General features: G+C 59.3%; 18 protein-coding genes and 1 pseudogene. 11 read left to right on the forward strand and 8 right to left on the reverse strand.

All coding sequences use genetic code 11. The annotated features are described in order from the left end of the window. Positions 1–795: LysR family transcriptional regulator (locus JEQ47_RS20220; RefSeq protein ID WP_198878235.1), on the forward strand; the 795-nt coding region annotated here is incomplete at its 5' end. A 494-nt stretch (positions 796–1,289) separates the two neighbouring features. Here the strand turns inward: JEQ47_RS20220 and JEQ47_RS20225 are convergent. Together JEQ47_RS20225 and JEQ47_RS20230 are read right to left on the reverse strand one after the other, a co-directional pair. After that, positions 1,290–1,739 (reverse strand): universal stress protein, encoded by a 450-nt coding sequence (locus JEQ47_RS20225; protein WP_046144602.1) that lies wholly within the window; start codon positions 1,737–1,739, stop codon positions 1,290–1,292. Positions 1,740–1,772: 33 nt separating this feature from the next. Beyond that, a complete protein-coding gene (locus JEQ47_RS20230) occupies positions 1,773–2,309 on the reverse strand; it encodes a DUF305 domain-containing protein (protein ID WP_198878236.1) in 537 nt (178 codons plus the stop codon). 67 nt (positions 2,310–2,376) lie between these two features. Between JEQ47_RS20230 and JEQ47_RS20235 the strand changes: the two genes are divergently transcribed. Then, positions 2,377–3,558: a hypothetical protein gene (locus JEQ47_RS20235; protein ID WP_328769788.1), complete on the forward strand. Its 1,182-nt coding sequence runs from the start codon at positions 2,377–2,379 to the stop codon at positions 3,556–3,558. 51 nt (positions 3,559–3,609) lie between these two features. Continuing rightward, positions 3,610–4,068, forward strand: a complete 459-nt coding sequence (locus JEQ47_RS20240; RefSeq protein WP_198878237.1) for an RrF2 family transcriptional regulator — start codon at positions 3,610–3,612, stop codon at positions 4,066–4,068. A 440-nt stretch (positions 4,069–4,508) separates the two neighbouring features. On the opposite strand, the gene JEQ47_RS20245 is transcribed toward JEQ47_RS20240, so the two are convergent. Then, positions 4,509–5,150, reverse strand: coding sequence for a hypothetical protein (locus tag JEQ47_RS20245; RefSeq protein ID WP_198878238.1), 642 nt, complete (start codon positions 5,148–5,150; stop codon positions 4,509–4,511). A 202-nt stretch (positions 5,151–5,352) separates the two neighbouring features. On the opposite strand from JEQ47_RS20245, the gene JEQ47_RS20250 reads away from it, so the two are divergent. From JEQ47_RS20250 to JEQ47_RS20260, 3 genes are all read left to right on the forward strand, one after another. Beyond that, the gene (locus JEQ47_RS20250) at positions 5,353–5,862 is read left to right on the forward strand and encodes a TetR/AcrR family transcriptional regulator (RefSeq protein ID WP_198878239.1); all 510 of its coding nucleotides are present in this window, start codon (positions 5,353–5,355) and stop codon (positions 5,860–5,862) included. Between the two features lie 166 nt (positions 5,863–6,028). Next, positions 6,029–8,395 (forward strand): heavy metal translocating P-type ATPase, encoded by a 2,367-nt coding sequence (locus JEQ47_RS20255; RefSeq protein WP_198878240.1) that lies wholly within the window; start codon positions 6,029–6,031, stop codon positions 8,393–8,395. Between the two features lie 63 nt (positions 8,396–8,458). After that, the gene (locus tag JEQ47_RS20260) at positions 8,459–8,812 is read left to right on the forward strand and encodes a hypothetical protein (protein ID WP_198878241.1); all 354 of its coding nucleotides are present in this window, start codon (positions 8,459–8,461) and stop codon (positions 8,810–8,812) included. Here JEQ47_RS20260 and JEQ47_RS20265 read toward each other — a convergent pair. The 4 genes from JEQ47_RS20265 to JEQ47_RS20280 are packed head-to-tail and all read right to left on the reverse strand — an operon-like array spanning position 8,803 to position 11,486. Then, a complete protein-coding gene (locus JEQ47_RS20265; protein WP_198878242.1) occupies positions 8,803–10,248 on the reverse strand; it encodes a multicopper oxidase family protein in 1,446 nt (481 codons plus the stop codon). The genes JEQ47_RS20260 and JEQ47_RS20265 overlap by 10 nt on opposite strands. Before the next feature lie 53 nt (positions 10,249–10,301). After that, on the reverse strand, positions 10,302–10,685 hold the full coding sequence (locus tag JEQ47_RS20270; RefSeq protein WP_198878243.1) for a hypothetical protein: 384 nt from the start codon (positions 10,683–10,685) through the stop codon (positions 10,302–10,304). Positions 10,686–10,701: 16 nt separating this feature from the next. After that, positions 10,702–11,187, reverse strand: coding sequence for a DUF411 domain-containing protein (locus JEQ47_RS20275; protein ID WP_198878244.1), 486 nt, complete (start codon positions 11,185–11,187; stop codon positions 10,702–10,704). Further along, on the reverse strand, positions 11,181–11,486 hold the full coding sequence (locus JEQ47_RS20280; protein WP_198878245.1) for a heavy-metal-associated domain-containing protein: 306 nt from the start codon (positions 11,484–11,486) through the stop codon (positions 11,181–11,183). The genes JEQ47_RS20275 and JEQ47_RS20280 overlap by 7 nt, the downstream gene beginning before the upstream one ends. 6 nt (positions 11,487–11,492) lie before the next feature. Here JEQ47_RS20280 and JEQ47_RS20285 point away from each other — a divergent pair. Beyond that, positions 11,493–11,747: pseudogene (locus tag JEQ47_RS20285) on the forward strand (transposase domain-containing protein); the annotation flags it as partial. Here JEQ47_RS20285 and JEQ47_RS20290 read toward each other — a convergent pair. After that, positions 11,737–12,411, reverse strand: coding sequence for a hypothetical protein (locus JEQ47_RS20290; protein ID WP_198878246.1), 675 nt, complete (start codon positions 12,409–12,411; stop codon positions 11,737–11,739). The pseudogene JEQ47_RS20285 and the gene JEQ47_RS20290 overlap by 11 nt on opposite strands. A 355-nt stretch (positions 12,412–12,766) precedes the next feature. On the opposite strand from JEQ47_RS20290, the gene JEQ47_RS20295 reads away from it, so the two are divergent. The 4 genes from JEQ47_RS20295 (at position 12,767) to JEQ47_RS20310 (ending at position 17,090) form a co-directional block, all read left to right on the forward strand. Then, entirely contained in the window at positions 12,767–13,060 is a 294-nt protein-coding gene (locus JEQ47_RS20295) for a DUF305 domain-containing protein (RefSeq protein ID WP_198878247.1), read from the forward strand. 247 nt (positions 13,061–13,307) lie between these two features. Beyond that, entirely contained in the window at positions 13,308–15,854 is a 2,547-nt protein-coding gene (locus JEQ47_RS20300) for an EAL domain-containing protein (RefSeq protein ID WP_198878248.1), read from the forward strand. Between the two features lie 72 nt (positions 15,855–15,926). Beyond that, the gene (locus JEQ47_RS20305; RefSeq protein ID WP_198878249.1) at positions 15,927–16,403 is read left to right on the forward strand and encodes a PAS domain S-box protein; all 477 of its coding nucleotides are present in this window, start codon (positions 15,927–15,929) and stop codon (positions 16,401–16,403) included. A 54-nt stretch (positions 16,404–16,457) separates the two neighbouring features. Continuing rightward, positions 16,458–17,090, forward strand: a complete 633-nt coding sequence (locus tag JEQ47_RS20310; RefSeq protein WP_198878250.1) for a tyrosine-type recombinase/integrase — start codon at positions 16,458–16,460, stop codon at positions 17,088–17,090. The last annotated feature ends 202 nt before the right edge of the window (positions 17,091–17,292 follow it).

Consider the following 17,292-nt stretch of genomic DNA (forward strand, 5'->3'; position numbering starts at 1 on the left):
GTCTCCCAGCCTTCCTTGACGACTGCGATCAAGAAACTTGAAGACGAGCTTGGAGGTGACCTGTTTGTCAGGGACCGTGCGGGATGCAGGCTGACGACGCTGGGAAAACTCATGCAGCCAAGATTGCAGAAGGCTCATGATGAGACGATACAGGCGAAGGCGGAGGCGGTCCGTCATATGCGCTTGGAGCGGGTGCCAATCTCTGTCGGTGTCGGAGAAACGATTGGCCACAACAGAATTTCGGCAGCTATGGAGCGTACTCGTACGCGATTGCCGCAAGCCGAAATAGAATTGATCGTTGCGTCAACCTCCGAGCTTCTTGCCGGGTTACGAGATGGTGAATTTGACGTTGTAGTCACTGCAGAGAAGGTCAGTGAAGATCTCTATCGTATAGACCATCTCTATGAAGAGGACTACAAGGTCGTGGTGTCAAAGTCGCATCCGTTGTCTGAACTAAGTGCGATCTCTCTTTCGACTCTTGCTAAAACTGACATGCTTGACCGCCTAAATTGCGAAATGCGGGATGTTTTGCATGGGACCTGCGCGGATCATGGTCACGAACTCTACGCGGCCTATCGGTCAAATCGCGTGGATTGGTTAGTTGAACTTGCTCGGCAAGGGTCAGGTGCGGTGATCCTGCCAGCCACCGCTATTCCTTCGGACATGGGCCTGGTGTCGAAACCCATCGATGGTCTTGAAATATCAAGAACTGTTGTGGCCCTTCGATATCGGCACCAAACGACGAGACCAGAGACAAATGATCTGATCCGTGAGATGACGCGCACGCTGGCGTAGTGAGGTCGGTAATCGACATTCGCCCCTCGTGCAGCATTCGTCACTTTGGGCTCAGACCAGATTTTCGCGGCATCACGCTCGAACGTCCGTTCTACTTTTCTTCGAGATCTCGCCAGCAATCCGCCACTTAGCGCTGGAGAAATTGCGCCAGATTGCGGTGAAGGTCACAGCGAACCACACCCATTGTGTGCGGTGATAGTCGTCGGTGACGAGGCCGTACTCTTCAAGAAGCCACCGCGCCGCGTGAGGCGACCTTTGGCACGGGTAACAGTGGGTGGGTTCTTTTCAATCTTGAGGAGCCGCTTGATTTCCCTGATGACCTCTTCAGCAGACGCAGACCACCACTCTAGGGTGACTTTCTGCCAGTCCGTTTTGGCGTAATCTGTGCGAGCGGACGTAGCACCCGCGCGACACAAAGAGCCGTTCCGCCGTCAGGTCGCGATCTATCAGCATCCCCTGCTGTGCGGAGTGCGGAAGGCGCGTCGACCGCATGCCTATTTCACGATGAGCACCGGCACCTTGGATGCCGCCAACACCGCCGCCGCCTGACTTCCAAGTATGAGCCGCTGAAGCCCGCGCCGCCCGTGTGAGCCCATCACGACCAGGTCGCATCCAAGCTTTTCTGCCGTCTCGAGAATGGCATCGGATGCGCGCATCCCGGGGACGTAGGCATCGTTCATCTCGATACCAGCGGCGACCGCCTTGGCACGGGCGGCCTTTAGTATGCCGGAGGCCTCCGCAGAGTAGGCCACCTCCAGTTTGTCGATCAGGGACTTGGCGTCGATCGTCCCGAAGCCGCCGGTACCGAGACCGGTCTCGATCGGATCCGTGGAAGTGACGACCGTCACCCTGGAGCCGTTCGGCTTCGCCATTTGAAGGCCCAGGTCCAAAGCCTTCCCGGCAAGGTCCGATCCGTCGAAAGCGATCATGATGTGTGCGAACATTGCTGCCTGTCCTTTTTTCGAGGGTATGGATGATTACTCGGTCCGACCGGCGCCGGCACCTGCAGCTTCCCGGGTCAGCCACGCCTGCATCTCGGCGATCTCCACCTGCTGGGTGGTAATGATCTCCTGCGCGAACATCCTGATCCAAGGATCGTCGCTGAACTGCTGGGCGACCTGCGCCATCTCGACCGCTCCCTGATGGTGCGGGATCATCGAACAGACGAACGCCGTCTGGAAGTCTTCCGCTGTCATGCCGCGCATCATATCGGAGTGCATCGGCTCCATGGTCTGCAGCAGGGCGGCATGGCCCTCGTCCGCGGAAGTCGCCATCACGTCGATGTGCTCCTGCATGGAGGCTTCGCCGTGGTCGGCATGCGCGTCGCCGCAGATGTCCGGAAGCGGCAGGGCCGCCGCGACGTTGGCGGGCTGGTCGCGCACCACCAGCGCGCCGACGAATGCCGCGGCGAGTACGGCTGCCGCAGCCCAACTCAGGTAGTTCATCTCTTCGGTCCTTCCTTCACTTCGGCAACCCTGCACCAACGAAAAGGATTTGCGCTTGATCCAGATCAAACATGCATCGGCAGTGCATGTTTAAGTGTCCACACCTGCAGGGATGCAGCAACAGATGGAGCTTAAAGTGACTCTCGATAGAAGTGGTACGCAGGGAACGGGATGGGGACGGCTTGGCCGGCTTGCTGTCGGTGCCCCCATCGTTTCCACGGTGGCGGCCCTCCTCGCCGCGACGCCGGCGCATGCACACGTGAAGTGGTTCGCGCCATATGTTGTCGGCGCGGCGCCGGCACCGATCTCCGAGACCTTGGCCAACGGCTGGTTCTGGATGGGCATCGTGCTGGTACTCGTCTTTTTCGCGGTGACCGTCGTGGTGGAACGCAGCCCGGCAGGCACGACGATCGGTACAGTGCTGGATCGCTTCACGAGTTCCCTGTGGCTCCGCTCGGACGACTTCATGAGGGCCATCATCGGCGCCTTCTTTGTTGCCATCTTCGCGGTCGGCGGCGTATATCTCACGCCGGACCTGCAGACGCCCAACGAATGGGTATCGTGGCTCCAGCTGCTGATCGCCCTACTGGTGTTCTCGCGTAAGACCATGCCGCTCGCCGCCGCCGGCATCATCGGGCTTTGGGTCATCGCGCTACGCGACTACGACTTCTTCCACCTGCTCGACTACCTGGCGCTGGGCGTGGGCGTGGCCGGCTACTTGGCGTTGGCAGCCTTCCCCGAGAGCAAGTACTACCAATACCGCTTCGCGGTGCTCCGCTGGGGCGTGGCCATTGCCCTTATGTGGTCGAGTCTCGAGAAGTTCGCCTATGCGGAGTGGTTCCACCCGCTGGTGGAAGAGCGTCCGTTCCTGACCTTCGGCATGCCGCGTGACACCTTCATCCCGATGGCAGGCGTCGCCGAGTTCACCATGGGCTTCGGTCTCCTCTGGACGGCACTCATCCGCCGGCTGTCGGCGATCGCGCTGATCATCATTTTCACGGCCGCCGTCTATCCCTTCGGCCGCATCGACCTCGTCGGCCACGCGCTGATCATGGGCACGCTGTTCCTGATCGCCGCCGATCCGACCCCGTCGGGCCTCAAGCTCAAGGGCCTGGTGCCGGCCATCGGCAGCGTTCCTGCAGGCCTACTCGCCGCTCTGGTGATCATCGCCGGCAGCTACTGGACCCTGCACGGCGCTTTCTACGACTACGTAGCCGCCCAGCCCGTCGTCACCGCGCCCGACGGCGAACTGCTGACGCATATGCCGAACGCGGAGCATCCGCACGGCATGGCCGTCCCCGAGATCACCGCGCAGTAGTCAGGACGACGGCCCCGCTTCGGCGGGGCCGTTCCCATCAGGGAGTATCTCGTGCGTCTGACCCGATTCACCGACTTCGCGCTCCGGCTCCTGATCGATCTGGCGCGGGAGACTCCCGGGAAGCGAACCACCATAGCGAAAGCCTCCCGGCGCCTCGACATCCCTATCAACCATCTCACCAAGATCGCGCATCGTCTCGCCAAGGCGAACCTACTCAAGACGAGCCGGGGGCGTTCGGGAGGACTTGCCCTTTCCCGACCGGCGGAAAGCATAACTGTCGGCCAGGTCGTGCGCGTCACGGAACCTGACTTCGCACTGGTTGGATGCATGGCGGGTCAAGACTGCTCACTTGCTCCCGGATGTGGTCTCGCTCCCGTTCTCGACACCGCTCTCATGACGTTCCTGCGCGTTACCGACCAAGCCACTCTGGCCGATATTGCCCATTCTCCACAACGCACCGGTACTGCTGATAGTCTCGACCCGTTCGGGGAGAAGAACCCATGTGGCTAAACCTGATCGTCGGAAGTCTGGTCATCTGCTGCACCGTTCTGATCCACGTCTCCGATCTGCTGGCACTCTCCCGCGCAACTTCATTGGTGGACGTCGAGCGGTTGGGACAGCTGCCCAAAATCGTCCCGCGTACCGCAGTGGTCTTCGGCTTGTCATTACGGTCGGAGTGGAGATATGGCTCTGAGCCGCGATCTACTGGACGTTAGGGGTGACCGGCGACTTCGCTTGCGCTGTCGCCGCGCCATAATCCTGTCACGCCCCTGGGCTGAAGCCGGCTCAGGCGCGTTCTGAGCGTCTGCTTTCGGAAATTTTCCCAGCTGCTCTCCGTGACCGAAATGGGGTCGACACCTGCCCGGCAGCAACGCGCCCCATTTCGGTCATTCAGGGTCGACGGGCGCGTTCCCGAAAGCTGTCGCGCCGCCTATCTCAGGAATATGGCTTCAAACGATTGATTTCGTTTTTATACCGCCCCAGGCTGATGCCGCCAGCACAAGGACTGAGGACAACAAGAGCGCGAACTTGATAACGGTTGCAGCTCCAAGTGCAGGTGCCCATGTCATGTGCTCGGGATACGCATCCAGGATCCGATAGATCATTGTGTTTTCGGATATGTCAGCGACAAACCAGCCGATAGGTAGCACAGCCATCCATCCGCGGACTCCTGAGGACAAGCTACCCTTCCGGCTCAAATATGCTCCAAGCAACAACAGCGTTAGCAGCAGGGACGCCGGAAATAGGACGTCGCTGGTATATGTCATGGCTTGATAGGCATCGCGTCCGGCCGCCCCAAAAAGTTCCAGACGAGAATAGATCTCTGAGGCGCTGAATACAGGGTGTTGATCGAAAACGGCCTGCCCATGCGCTGCGCTCGAAACCGCATGGACGCCACCAAATGGCGCGAACAGATGGGTCAGCACAAAGATCGATACCGTCACAAGTAGGGCGGACACCACTGACCAGCCCAATATAGCCTCACTACGTGCGGCGGTGGCCGCGTGGCGGCGCGGAATGGGCAGAAACCGCCCGGCGATCATGCCAAGCAAGAATACGGTGGGAATGTAGAATATGTGTTCAGTCGGCATGCAGTACCCCTTCGTCGCGTTAGCAGGTGTGGCGTGTTTGGAACGAGGGAGATGTCGCTTGGGGAGGGGCGCCAGGCAATGAACACTATAGCCATGACTGCGCGAAATCGCACATAGTGACTGATGTCGTGCGTTAATGGAGAATGGGGTGCGGAAGCAGGATCGCCGTGTATCGCGCACGCGCGGGGCTCTGGAGGCGGCGTTGATCGAACTGCTTGAGCACACCGACTATCAAGACATAACTGTTCAGGCGATTTGTGACGCTGCAGATGTTGGCAGGTCGGCCTTCTATCAGCACTTTACCAGCAAGGATGATCTTTTTAGGTCTGGTTTTGACCGCCTCCGCCGCGACTTGGACGCAGCGGCTTACGCTGCTCCAGAAGAGAACGGCAGCGCCGCACCAAAGGTCATCGAGGCGCTTTTTGTGCATGCGGAGAAACATGCCGGACTCTATCGTTCGGTGACGACTGGCCATGGCGGTTTCATCGCACTGCGCATAATTGAGGGCACCATCGCGCAGACCCTTGGGACGGCACTCCTGGCCGAGGCAGCAATCCCTCCCGCAGAGGCCGAAGTTCGGGCGCTCATGTATGCGAGCGCCACTATGGCGGCGTTGCGATGGTGGTTCCAAAACCACAATCGACCGGAGCGAGATGAAATGGTCCGCTTGGTCCATTCAGCCTTTGCAGTTGGGAACAGCGGCCGCCATTGAGCATGTTTCGTCGCAGGCGGCGCTAACAAAGCTGTCGGCCTCACGGTTGATCTGAAAGCATTCACGAGGGTTCTGCCTTCGTCAGGCCGGGCAATAAAAAGCAGAGAGTCAGATTGACCTTACCCCCGTTGGAAGGTGCAAGCTGCTTGCTTTGGGAGGTGCCACCATGTCAGACGATCACGCCCACCACACCCATTCGCATGGTCACGCGTCGCATCAGCGTGAAGACAGGCCGCCGCCAACTCTGACCAAGGACCCCGTTTGCGGCATGGACGTGGACCCGTCGACGGCCAGGTTTCAGGCCACTTTCGACGGGCGAACCTTCTATTTCTGCTCGCAGAACTGTCACGACAAGTTCAAGGCCGATCCAGAGCAATATGTAGCGGCGTCGCCGGCAAAGGCAGCACCGGCAGCCGAGGGCACTGTCTGGACCTGTCCCATGCATCCCCAGATCCGCCGGTCGGAGCCCGGCTCCTGCCCCATATGCGGCATGGCGCTGGAACCGGAAATGCCTACGGCCGACGATACTCCTAGCCCTGAGCTACGCGATATGACATTGCGTTTCTGGGTCGGCACGGCGCTCGCCGCACCGGTCTTCGTCCTGGAGATGACCGCGCATCTGGTTGATCTGCATGGGGTCCTTTCTGGTCAGGCGCTCAACTGGATCCAGCTTGTTCTGGCGACGCCCGTCGTTCTCTGGGCCGGATGGCCCTTCTTCCAGCGCGGGGCTGCGTCCGTGGTCAATCGCAGCCTGAACATGTTCACGCTGATCGCCATGGGTATCGGCGTGGCTTGGCTCTATTCGATGCTGGCAACTTTGGTGCCGGACATCTTCCCATCATCCATGCGCGGTATGGATGGAGCCGTGCCGGTTTATTTCGAAGCCGCCGCGGTCATCACGGCCTTGGCGCTTCTTGGACAGGTTCTTGAACTCCGGGCCCGTGAACAGACCTCGGGCGCGATGAAAGCTTTGCTCGGTCTCGCACCTAAGACTGCGAGGCGCATCCGACCGGATGGATCCGACGAGGAAGTCGAGGTCGACGCGGTGATGGTCGGCGACCATCTGCGCATTCGGCCCGGCGAGAAAGTGCCGATCGACGGCACCGTCCTGGAGGGGCGGAGTGCCGTCGATGAATCCATGGTCACCGGAGAATCCATGCCAGTCACCAAGACCGAGGGGGCTCGGCTGATTGGCGGAACGATCAACCGCTCGGGCGGCCTCGTCATGCAGGCCACCGAGATCGGACGTGACACAATGCTGTCGCGCATCGTTCAACTGGTCGCAGCAGCGCAACGGTCGCGAGCGCCGATCCAGCGGCTTGCCGATCAGGTATCAGGCTGGTTCGTGCCATTGGTGATCGTCATCGCTATCCTAGCATTCCTGGCGTGGATGATTTGGGGGCCTGAACCGAAGTTGGCGCATGCTTTGGTTGCTGCAGTTTCGGTTCTGATCATCGCCTGCCCCTGCGCCTTGGGTCTTGCCACCCCCATGTCCATCATGGTGGGTGTCGGCAAGGGCGCTCAGCTGGGCCTGCTGATCAAGAATGCCGAGGCTCTGGAGCGGCTGGAGAAGATCGACACGATCGTGGTCGACAAGACCGGAACGCTGACGGAGGGCCGTCCGAGCCTCACCCGGATAATACCTGCGGATGGTTTCGACGAAACCCAACTCCTGACGCTTGCCGCCAGTCTCGAACGCGCCAGCGAACATCCTCTTGGCGTGGCCATCGTGGCCGCCGCGGAGGATCGCAAACTCAAACTGTCCGCGCCGAGCGACGTTGACTCCCCTGTCGGCAAGGGGCTGACGGGCATAGTCGAAGGCCGTCGTGTGCTGATCGGCAGCGCAAAATATCTTGAGGCTGAGGGTGTGGAACTGGGCATTTGGCGATCCCGCGCTGACGACGTACGTGCCGAGGGGGCGACAGTGGTACTCGTCGCGGTCGACCGCAATGTCGCTGGCGCCCTTGGGATAGCCGATCCGATCCGTGCCACGACCGCAGAAGCGCTTGCCGATCTGCGGAGCCAGGGCATGCGTGTAGTGATGATGACCGGCGATAATGCAGTCACCGCCAAGGCCGTTGGTCAAAAGCTCGGAATCGACAATGTCGAAGCGGACGTCCTTCCCGAGCGCAAAAGTGCGGTGGTCGAGCATCTTCGCAGTCAGGGTAAGGTCGTGGCCATGGCTGGCGACGGCGTCAACGACGCACCGGCCCTTGCTGCGGCTGATGTCGGCATCGCCATGGGCACCGGCACCGATGTGGCCATGGAAAGTGCTGGTGTGACTTTGCTCAATGGCGATTTGATCGGCATTGCCAGGGCAAAGCGCCTGTCGCATGCCACCATGCAGAACATCCGCCAGAACCTGTTCCTGGCTTTTGTCTACAATGCAGCCGGTGTCCCAATCGCCGCAGGCGTGCTCTACCCGGTCTTTGGCCTGACCTTGTCTCCGGCCATTGCGGCGGCGGCCATGGCCCTGTCCTCGGTGAGTGTGATTGGCAATTCGCTGCGGCTGCGTTCCGCCCGGATCAAATAGCGGGGGGCCAGCGTAACCTGTCGATAAGGCGGCGGTGGTAGGCCCAAGCAGGGAGGGCCTACCATGCTCAACGCGCTTAAGACTAGTCTCAGCGAGCTTTTGCACCTCAGCAAGGACGCGCTTCACATCCACCTGGGGTTGGCGATCTATCTGATCGTCTTCCTGACACTGTCCCGGGGTCGCCGGCTCTGGCTCCCTTGGGCGACAGTGCTGGCGTTTGAGCTGGTCAACGAGGGCGTGGACATCTTCCATCATGGTCCATCCACAGCCGAACTTGGTGGCTCGGCAAAAGACATCTTCAACACCATGCTCTGGCCGACTGTGATCCTGGTCGGGACGTACGTCTTGCTCCGCCGCGCCCATCGGATTGACGGAGCGGGCGGAGCAGAGAGCTCGGAGGCTGGGCGTCAGCCGTAAACCACTTCGGTCATCATGCCAGTGGCCATGTGGTAGAGGTTGTGGCAGTGGAACAGCCAACGTCCTGGATTATCAGCATCGAAGCTGATGCCGACCCTGGCCATGGGCGGCACGAGAACGGTGTCGCGCACCGCGCCGTTCAAGGCCCGCCCGTTGAGCGACGTGACCTGGAAATGATGACCATGCAGATGCATGGGATGGGCCATCATCGAATGGTTCATGATCTCCAGCGTCACCCTTTCGCCCTCACTCACCGTCAGCGGGCGGCGATTGGGCCAGGGGGCATTGTCCAGGTTCCAGGCATAGGGCGCCATTGAACCCATGATCATGGTCTGGATCGTCCGGTCGACTGCCCTCGACACCAGAGGATGGCGCGAGACCAGCTTTTCTTCCAGTGACAGATCGACTGGCACCTCGACCTGTTCGGCCATCCGCGAAATCTTCGGGACATCGGCGCCCTGGACCGCGATGATGACGCCGGTGCGTTCCGCGAGACCCTCGACTTGCGCTAGCACCGGAACCACAGACTTGCCCTTCATTTCGATCAGCAGGTCGAGCCGCTGGGCGGGTGTCATGGGGAAGCGATTGCCGGCAATCGGTTCGACGTCATTGCCGTCCACGGCCAGAATGGTCGCCTCGGCATCGCCCAGATTAATCCAGAAAGCGCTTGATGTTGCTCCATTGATCAGGCGTAGCCGGACCCTGCCATCAGGTTCGGTCCGGATGACCTGCGGGTCATCCAACGTACGATCATTGGCTAGGAAAGCATCATAAGCGACGTCGTTGAGGTCCATGGACATCATTCCATGGTCCATGCCGCCCATCATCATACCACCACCCATGGACATGGTGCCGCCCGACATGGTGTGCATGTCGTGGCCACCGCTTTGACCACCCGTCAAGTCAGAAAGGATTTCATCGGGGTCACGGAACGAGAAGTCATGCAGCAGAACGGTTTCATCCTGCATATCGGCCTTTTCGTCCTCAGCACTGTAAACGACGAGCGGCGCGGCGAGCAGTGACTGTTCCTGCAGCCCGTGATGGGAATGCATCCAATGCGTCCCGCTCCGCGCCGGAAAGTCGAAGGACCGTACTTCGCCGGCTGCCAATGGCGAGACATAGCCCGTGTCGGAGACCCCATCCTGTGCAGGATCGGGGACCTGGCCGTGCCAGTGGATGATGGTTTCGTCGCCGATCTGGTTTTCGAGGTCGACGAGAAAACGTTCGCCGGCAGGCAGGAAAAGGCCTTGTCGTCCGTCCTGGGCACGAATGCCAAAGACGTTTGCCGGTTCGCCTAAAACATCAATAACACGACGCTCGGCAACCAGAGTGCGGGGCGCTGATTGCTGGGCCATTGCGAAGCGTGGCAGGGCCACACTACCGGCAAGGGCCAGGGATGCGCCAACAAAGGCGCGGCGAGAGAGCAGAGTGCTCATGGAAAACTCCAATATCTGAAAGAGGGATCGGCCCGGAGGCCATCAAGGGAACTTCAGATATGGATAGGCGGCCGGAACAGAGGCGGCTGCCAGGACGGAGACCTTTGAGTCAATGTCGGAAGCGCGGCAGTTTGAGATGTGACGAAGCTCAGCTCGGCGGCAAGAGACAATGGCAAGCCTATACAGGCGGGGCAGAGCTGTTGAGCACAGCCGTCGGCTGCCGGCAGGTTTACATGGCCCGAATTCTTAAAACCGTGACCGTGATGGTCGCAGGATTGGGCTATGGGCGCCTCAGCGTGATGAGACGCGGCATGTCCGGTCGAAGCAAGCACCATCGACACGTTGAGCGTCAGCGCCATCAACAAGGTCAGCAGTATTTGAGCTATCCGCTTCATGTGTGCTCGATGAATGATTTCGTTTTCATCTCGTCCCGCCATCGGGCGGGGTCAAGGGTTACACACGTTGGTGACCGGCGAACCGCATGAAGACAAAATCACCTGATCCATCGAACGCCATCACGTCGTATTCATCGGGGTCGCTCCCTGCCGGACTTTCCATCCCTGGTGAACCAATGGGCATGCCAGGAACCGCTAGACCCCGGATCTGCGGTCGTTGATCAAGCAAGGCAAAGATGGCTTCGGCGGGCACATGACCTTCAATGACATATCCGTCGATTGTCGCCGTGTGGCATGAACGCAGCTCGGCTGGGACTCCGAGATTGTCCTTAACGGCTTCCATGTCTTCGATCTCTTCTACGTGAACCGCAAATCCGGCTTGCCCAAGGTGGCGCGCCCAACCGGTGCAGCAACCACACCACGGATCTTTCTTGATCGAGATTGCCAGGCTTGCGTCTTGCGCCTGCGCCAGCGCCGGCCCCAGCAAGGTCGCGCCCGCGAGGCTCACGGCGCAGATGGCGAAAGTACGTCGGGTGATCAGCATGGGGAGCCTTTGCATCCAAGGAAACCGCTCAATTGATGCGCTGTCATTCTGTCCGCGTGATGGCAAGCCGGACAAAGCGACCATAGGACCGCTTTGCCCGGCTGCCATTGATCTGGCGCAATCAGGCGGGCCAGCGTGCCAGAATAGCCTGCCAGCTTGATGGCATCGGCGATGTCCTGCGCGGAGCGGGCCGTTTCCACCTGCACCTTGCGGGCGGCTACGTCGATCTTGATTTCGCAGGTCGGGTCCGTGCTTTTGACGGCCTTTTCGATGGTCGAAGCGCAATGGCCGCAGGTCATGTCGGAGATGGTCGTATCGAGATCGACTCTAACATCGTCGAACGCGCAATCCGTCCGCAGACCATTACGCGCAAGAATGCGCTCTTCGCCGGCTCCGATGGTGGAGGCCGGGCCTGGGCCACAATCGCCACGCTGCTCACCACAGCCAAGATGAACGGCGTCGATCCGCACGCCTAGCTGACCCAGACCCTTCAGCGCATCGCCGGCGGCTGGCCCAACAGCCAGATCGCCGAACTGATGCCCTGGAACTTCAAGCCATAACGGCCTCGGCTACGCGCTTACGGAACGCTGCCGATGGCCGGGCCAGTCTTGGCAGTTTGAGTCCCGATGGCGTCGGATCGGCCGCAATCATAAACAGGGTGCCCATGATGAGTGCGTGGCCCACCAGGTCTATGCGACCGAAGGGGTACACCGCAGCGGGGAAGATGACGATCAGGGCGACTGCCGACAGCCGGCGAATGAGCGGGGTCCAGAGCAGGCCAAATCCCATGGTCAACTCGGCAACACCGGCCATCGGAATGAACATGTTGCGTGGCATGCCGAAGGTCAGGAATGGTCGCTCTTCAACCAGCGGGTAGAACCATTCGGCGTAGGCGAATTTTTCGAGGCTCGACCACATTAGCGCGATGGCAACGCCCCAGCGCAACACGGTAAAGCGATGCTGGTACCACTTGCTCTCAGGGTCTGCAGCCTGTGCAAGATAGCCCGCAATACCGGCGCCAAGGGCAAGATAGTCGAGCAGATGGAAGAAGTCATAGTCCCGCAGGGCAATCACCCAGAGCCCTATGATGCCTGCAGCAGCCAGGGGCATGGTGCGCCGTGAAAACACGAGCAGCGCAATCAGGAGCTGCAGCCACGACACCCATTTGTTTGGGGTCTGAAGATCCGGCGTGAGATAGACGCCGCCCACCGCGAAGATGGCCACGAAAAGGCGCCGATGACCGCCCGCATGAAATCGTCGCCCCGATGCCATAGCGGCAGGGTCAGGCGATCAAGCATGCGGTTGACTGGTGTCGCCGAGGGGCTGCGTTCCACCAGAACGGTGGCGGCGAAAAACACCAGAACCAGCGCAATCCCAGTCCAGAACCAGCCATTGGTGAGTGTGTCGGCAATGGGGGCGGGTGCAGCGCCCACAACATAGGGCGCGAACCACTTCACATGGGCATGGGCCGGGCCTGCGGCCAAGAGGGTCGCAATCAAGACGGTGAAGGAAAGGCCCAGAGCCGTCCGTATGGGTGTGCGTCTGCGGCGACGTGCATTCCGACCATGGCGGTGTTTCCATGCAAGAGCATCTCGACGTCATGGCCGAGGGGCAAAGCGAGGAGATGGCGGCCCTGATCCAGACGATGGAGCCGATGCATACCGACATGATGCGGGGCATGACCGCTGCCGATTTACAAACCGCGTTCGTCTGTTCCATGATCCCGCACCACCAGGGCGCCGTGGAAATGGCTCAAGTCGCTCAGGCCCATGCGACAGACCCATGGATCCAGATGTTCGCCCAGGAGATCATCAGCGCGCAGCAGGTTGAGATCGCCGAAATGCAGGCCTGGCTAGCACGCAGGCAACAATGATCCTGGAAACGTCGCGATCCCGTTGGTGCGCGAGTTCCTGTCGTTCAGCGAGCCGGCGCGTGAAAGCGCGAGTGACAAAATGGTCGCTTGGCACTGGCGCTACCTGAAAGCACCCTACCCAAATCCCAGCGGACAATTCAGCGCATTTTAACCGCTTGCCTTTGGGACTTGTAGATACTTGGCAGCTACTAGGAGGGTTTTAAGTCTAGCAATGGGCTCAATTTACATCGGTTCTGCGTGAACAAACATGAACGATAGCGAACTCTTCGAGACACTCACCCTTACTGTTCCGGGCCTGGTCTGGGTTTGCGACGCGCTCGGCAATGTCGAGTTCAACAATGCGCAGTGGTCGACATTCACTGGGCTCCCACAGGAGAATGGGTTAGGATTAGGTTGGTTGGACAGCATCCATCCTGCCGATGCAGCGGCATTTCGGGCTCAACTCCCGCTGTCGCCAATGGGGCCAGAAAACGTCCAGGCAGAAATGCGCGTTCGTCATCAGGACGGTACCTATCATAGGCATCTCCTCAATGTCCGACACGTGGGGGAAGGCAAATGGGTAGGGTGCGCGATCGACGCCCATGAGTGGTTAACCACGGAGCTCCGCGATGCTACTCAAGGCAATATTCTGGAGATGGTTATCTCCGGCGTCGAGCTGCCCCAACTGCTTTCCGAATTGTGCCGTGCAGCGGAACGACAGATACCAGGCGCAACGTGCAGCATACTGCTGGTAGATCAGCAGAAAGGCGTATTCCTTGAAGGGATTGCGCCGAACATGCCTCAAACCATGATGAGCGCGGTGCCTAGCATCAAGGTTGGCACCGGCGTCGGTTCCTGTGGCACGGCCGCCTTTGAGAAACGCGATGTGATCAGTTCTGATATCGCCAATGATCCTCTGTGGAACAGCTGGCGAGATCTGGTCTTGCCTCTCGGCTATCAGGCCTGCTGGTCGAAACCGGTTTTTGCTTCGAGCGGAGAAGTTGTTGCCTCTTTTGGGTTCTATTTTCGAGACAAGCGTTCGCCGACAGCGGTCGAACATCAGGAGCTAACCCGGCTGCGCGGCCTTGCCTCGCTAGCGATTGAGCGCGTCCGCATGCTCGATGCCTTACGCGAGAGCGAAGAGCATTATCGCTACACAGTTGAACAGAATCCTCAGATTCCATGGACCTCGGACCCACAAGGGCGCATTCTGAGCGTGTCATCTCGCTGGACAGAGTTGACTGGAATTTCTCAGGCGGATGCTTTGGGTAATGGCTGGCTTCGGGCATTGCACCCCGAGGACATGGGGCCAACCATCGAGAGCTGGGAGGAGGGTCTTTCTACAGGGAACCCCGTCGACATCAATTATCGTATTCGACTGAAGGACGGTCAATATCGTTGGGCCCGAGCACGAGCCACACCACGTCGCAATACCCAGGACAAGATCATGCTCTGGTATGGCACTGTTGAAGACGTGCATGAGCAGTATCTGGCCGACGAGAGGCTCAAGCGTCAGGCCTTCCAAGATGAGTTAACGGAGCTGCCGAACCGTCGTCGGTTCGTAGAGGAGCTGAAGCGGCGCCTGATCAGCACCACCGATCCCATAGGGTTGATGGTACTCGACATGGACGACTTCAAGTTGATCAATGATCGATACGGGCACCTTACAGGTGACGCTGTCCTACGGCTGTTCGCTCGCTATCTCCAGCGCACTGTTGAACCCAATGAGTTTGTCGCACGCCTCGGTGGAGACGAGTTCGCAATCATATGCCGTCACATCTCCGACGAACGCTGCCTGCTCGACCGTGCCCATTCCATTGAAGCCGAACTCGACGCCTATTTGAAGTCGAACAACAAGACTCGTAACTGCCGCCCCAGCATTGGTTGTGCCATGGGCAAGCGGGACGAGAGCCCCGATGAGGTTTTCAAACGAGCCGACCTTGCGCTCTACGCTGCCAAGTCCGCAGGCAAAAATACTGTCAAATTGTTTGACCCTACTATTCGTAATGCCGCCTCCAGACGAAGCGAAGCCTTAGAACTGGCCAGAGCGGCCCTGCGTGAAAACTGGATCGAGGCCTTCTATCAGCCGCTGATCGACCTTAAGACGCAGCATGTCCAGGGATTTGAAGCACTTCTCCGTATCCGCCACCCCGATCGCGGGTTACTCACACCCGCTGCGATCAAAGACGCTCTTGATGATCCCCGGTTAGCCGACGCCATTGGTATTCGCATGGCCCAGCTGGTGATTGACAATTTGGCCAACTGCGCAGCCGCCGGCATCCTATGTGGCCAAGTGTCAATCAATCTCGCGACTGAGAACCTCGTCAACGAACAGTTTGTATCTGAGCTACTGGCGATGATGGACAAGCGAGCACTGCCAAGGGAGGCGATCAAGCTGGAGATTACTGAGCGCGTTTTGATGGACGAGTTGGGGGACGCGGTCATAGGCAATCTCGAAAAGCTGCGCAAAAGTGGGGTTGGCATATCGCTCGATGATTTTGGCACCGGCTATGCGTCACTGGTCCATTTGCAAGCCCTGCCCGTCGATGAAATCAAGATCGATCGCTCCTTCGTCTCAGGCCTTGGTACCAATGCCAACCGCGGAGAAATCGTGCAGGCGATGCTTGGCCTGGCGAAAACGCTTGGGCTGAAAACTGTCGCCGAAGGCATAGAGACGCAAGGGGAGGCGCTAAAGCTTTCAGCCTGGGGCTGTGACTATGGTCAGGGCTATCTCTTCGCTCGACCAATGCCATTTGAAGAAGCCAAACAGCTGGTCTTGGGCCCTGCCAACTTGAGGAGTGCGGTGGCGGGTTAGGTCAACCGGAACCTATGGCGCGCCCAAGAATTGTCCGTAACGGGCAAATTCACGCCAATCCTTTGGGCCAGCATGACCAAGTTATCTTCGATCCACACCGAAGCGTGGCTCGCCGCCCTCGTTGAAAGCAGCAACGATGCGATTATCTCAAAAACTCTTGACGGTATTGTGACCTCCTGGAACGCCAGTGCTGAGCGCACCTTTGGTTATTCTGCCGAGGAGATGATCGGACAGTCTATTCTCCAAATCATTCCGTCCGAGCGTCATGGTGAGGAAGCGCTGATCCTGGGACGTATCCGGGGCGGCGAGCGCTTGGACCATTTCGAAACCAGGCGTCGACGCAAGGATGGCATGCTGATCGACATCGCGCTCACAGTGTCCCCGATCAAGGACGAGACAGGCCGTATTCTGGGCGTGTCCAAGATTGCCCGAGACATTACGGAAGAGCGCCGGGGGCGCGAAACACAGCGGCTCCTTATGCGGGAAGTCAATCATCGTTCCAAGAACCTGCTCGCCGTCGTTGAGGCTAGGGTCGGCATCTGCCGCTGATAAGCCTGCCATATTCGTTCTCTTCATGGCCGCTTCGGCCAGAGGAGAAATGTGATGGGTATCTCACAGTACGACCCTGCTGCTGCAGGAAGACCTGCTTGGAATGCCGGTAGGCAGGTTGGCGCCAAACGTGCATTGAAGGTCAGACAAATCTGGTCAATTCGCTTCTTCCTTGACCGAGAGGGAAGGATGAGGGACCGAGCACTTTTTGACTTGGCTATCGACAGCAAGCTTCGAGGCTGCGATCTGGTGAAGATCAAGATCGGCACGCTCGTGGCGGGACCTGCCATTCGAACTCGTTCGATGGTAATCCAGCAGAAGACAGGCAGACCCGTCCAATTCGAGATCACCGCTGACACAAGGGCCAGCCTGCTTGCTTGGCTTGAGCGACGCGGTGGGACGATCGATGACTACGCCTTTCCAAGCCGTGTAGTGCAGGATGGTCATCTGAGCACCCGTCAATACGCCAGGTTGGTGGACGAGTGGGTCACTGCAATCGGGCTGACGCCTGAGGAATATGGCACCCATTCGCTGCGCCGTACAAAGGCGTCGCTCATTTACAAAGCCACAGGCAACCTTCGGGCCATCCAGATACTTCTTGGCCATAGCAAGATCGAGAACACAGTTCGTTACCCCGGCGTGGATGTCGACGACGCTTTGTCGTTGTCAGAGGCAACCGAAATCTGAGCAAGCGACTTCGCCGGCAGCCGATTGTGCTTCGCCGGCGAAGCGCCCCAGAACGGTCATTCCCGCCGCGTTTTCTGTTTCCCGTAAGCTGCCATTCCTGCCGCGGTCGACCGCCGGCATTTTTCCGGGGTGATGGGGTGGAAAGCCCTAAAGGCAATACGCGGACGCTTCGATTAGGCAGATGTAAGGGCTCCCAATGAGC

Origin of the sequence: Devosia sediminis (assembly GCF_016411825.1) — a bacterium.
Classification (GTDB): Bacteria; Pseudomonadota; Alphaproteobacteria; order Rhizobiales; family Devosiaceae; genus Devosia; species Devosia sediminis.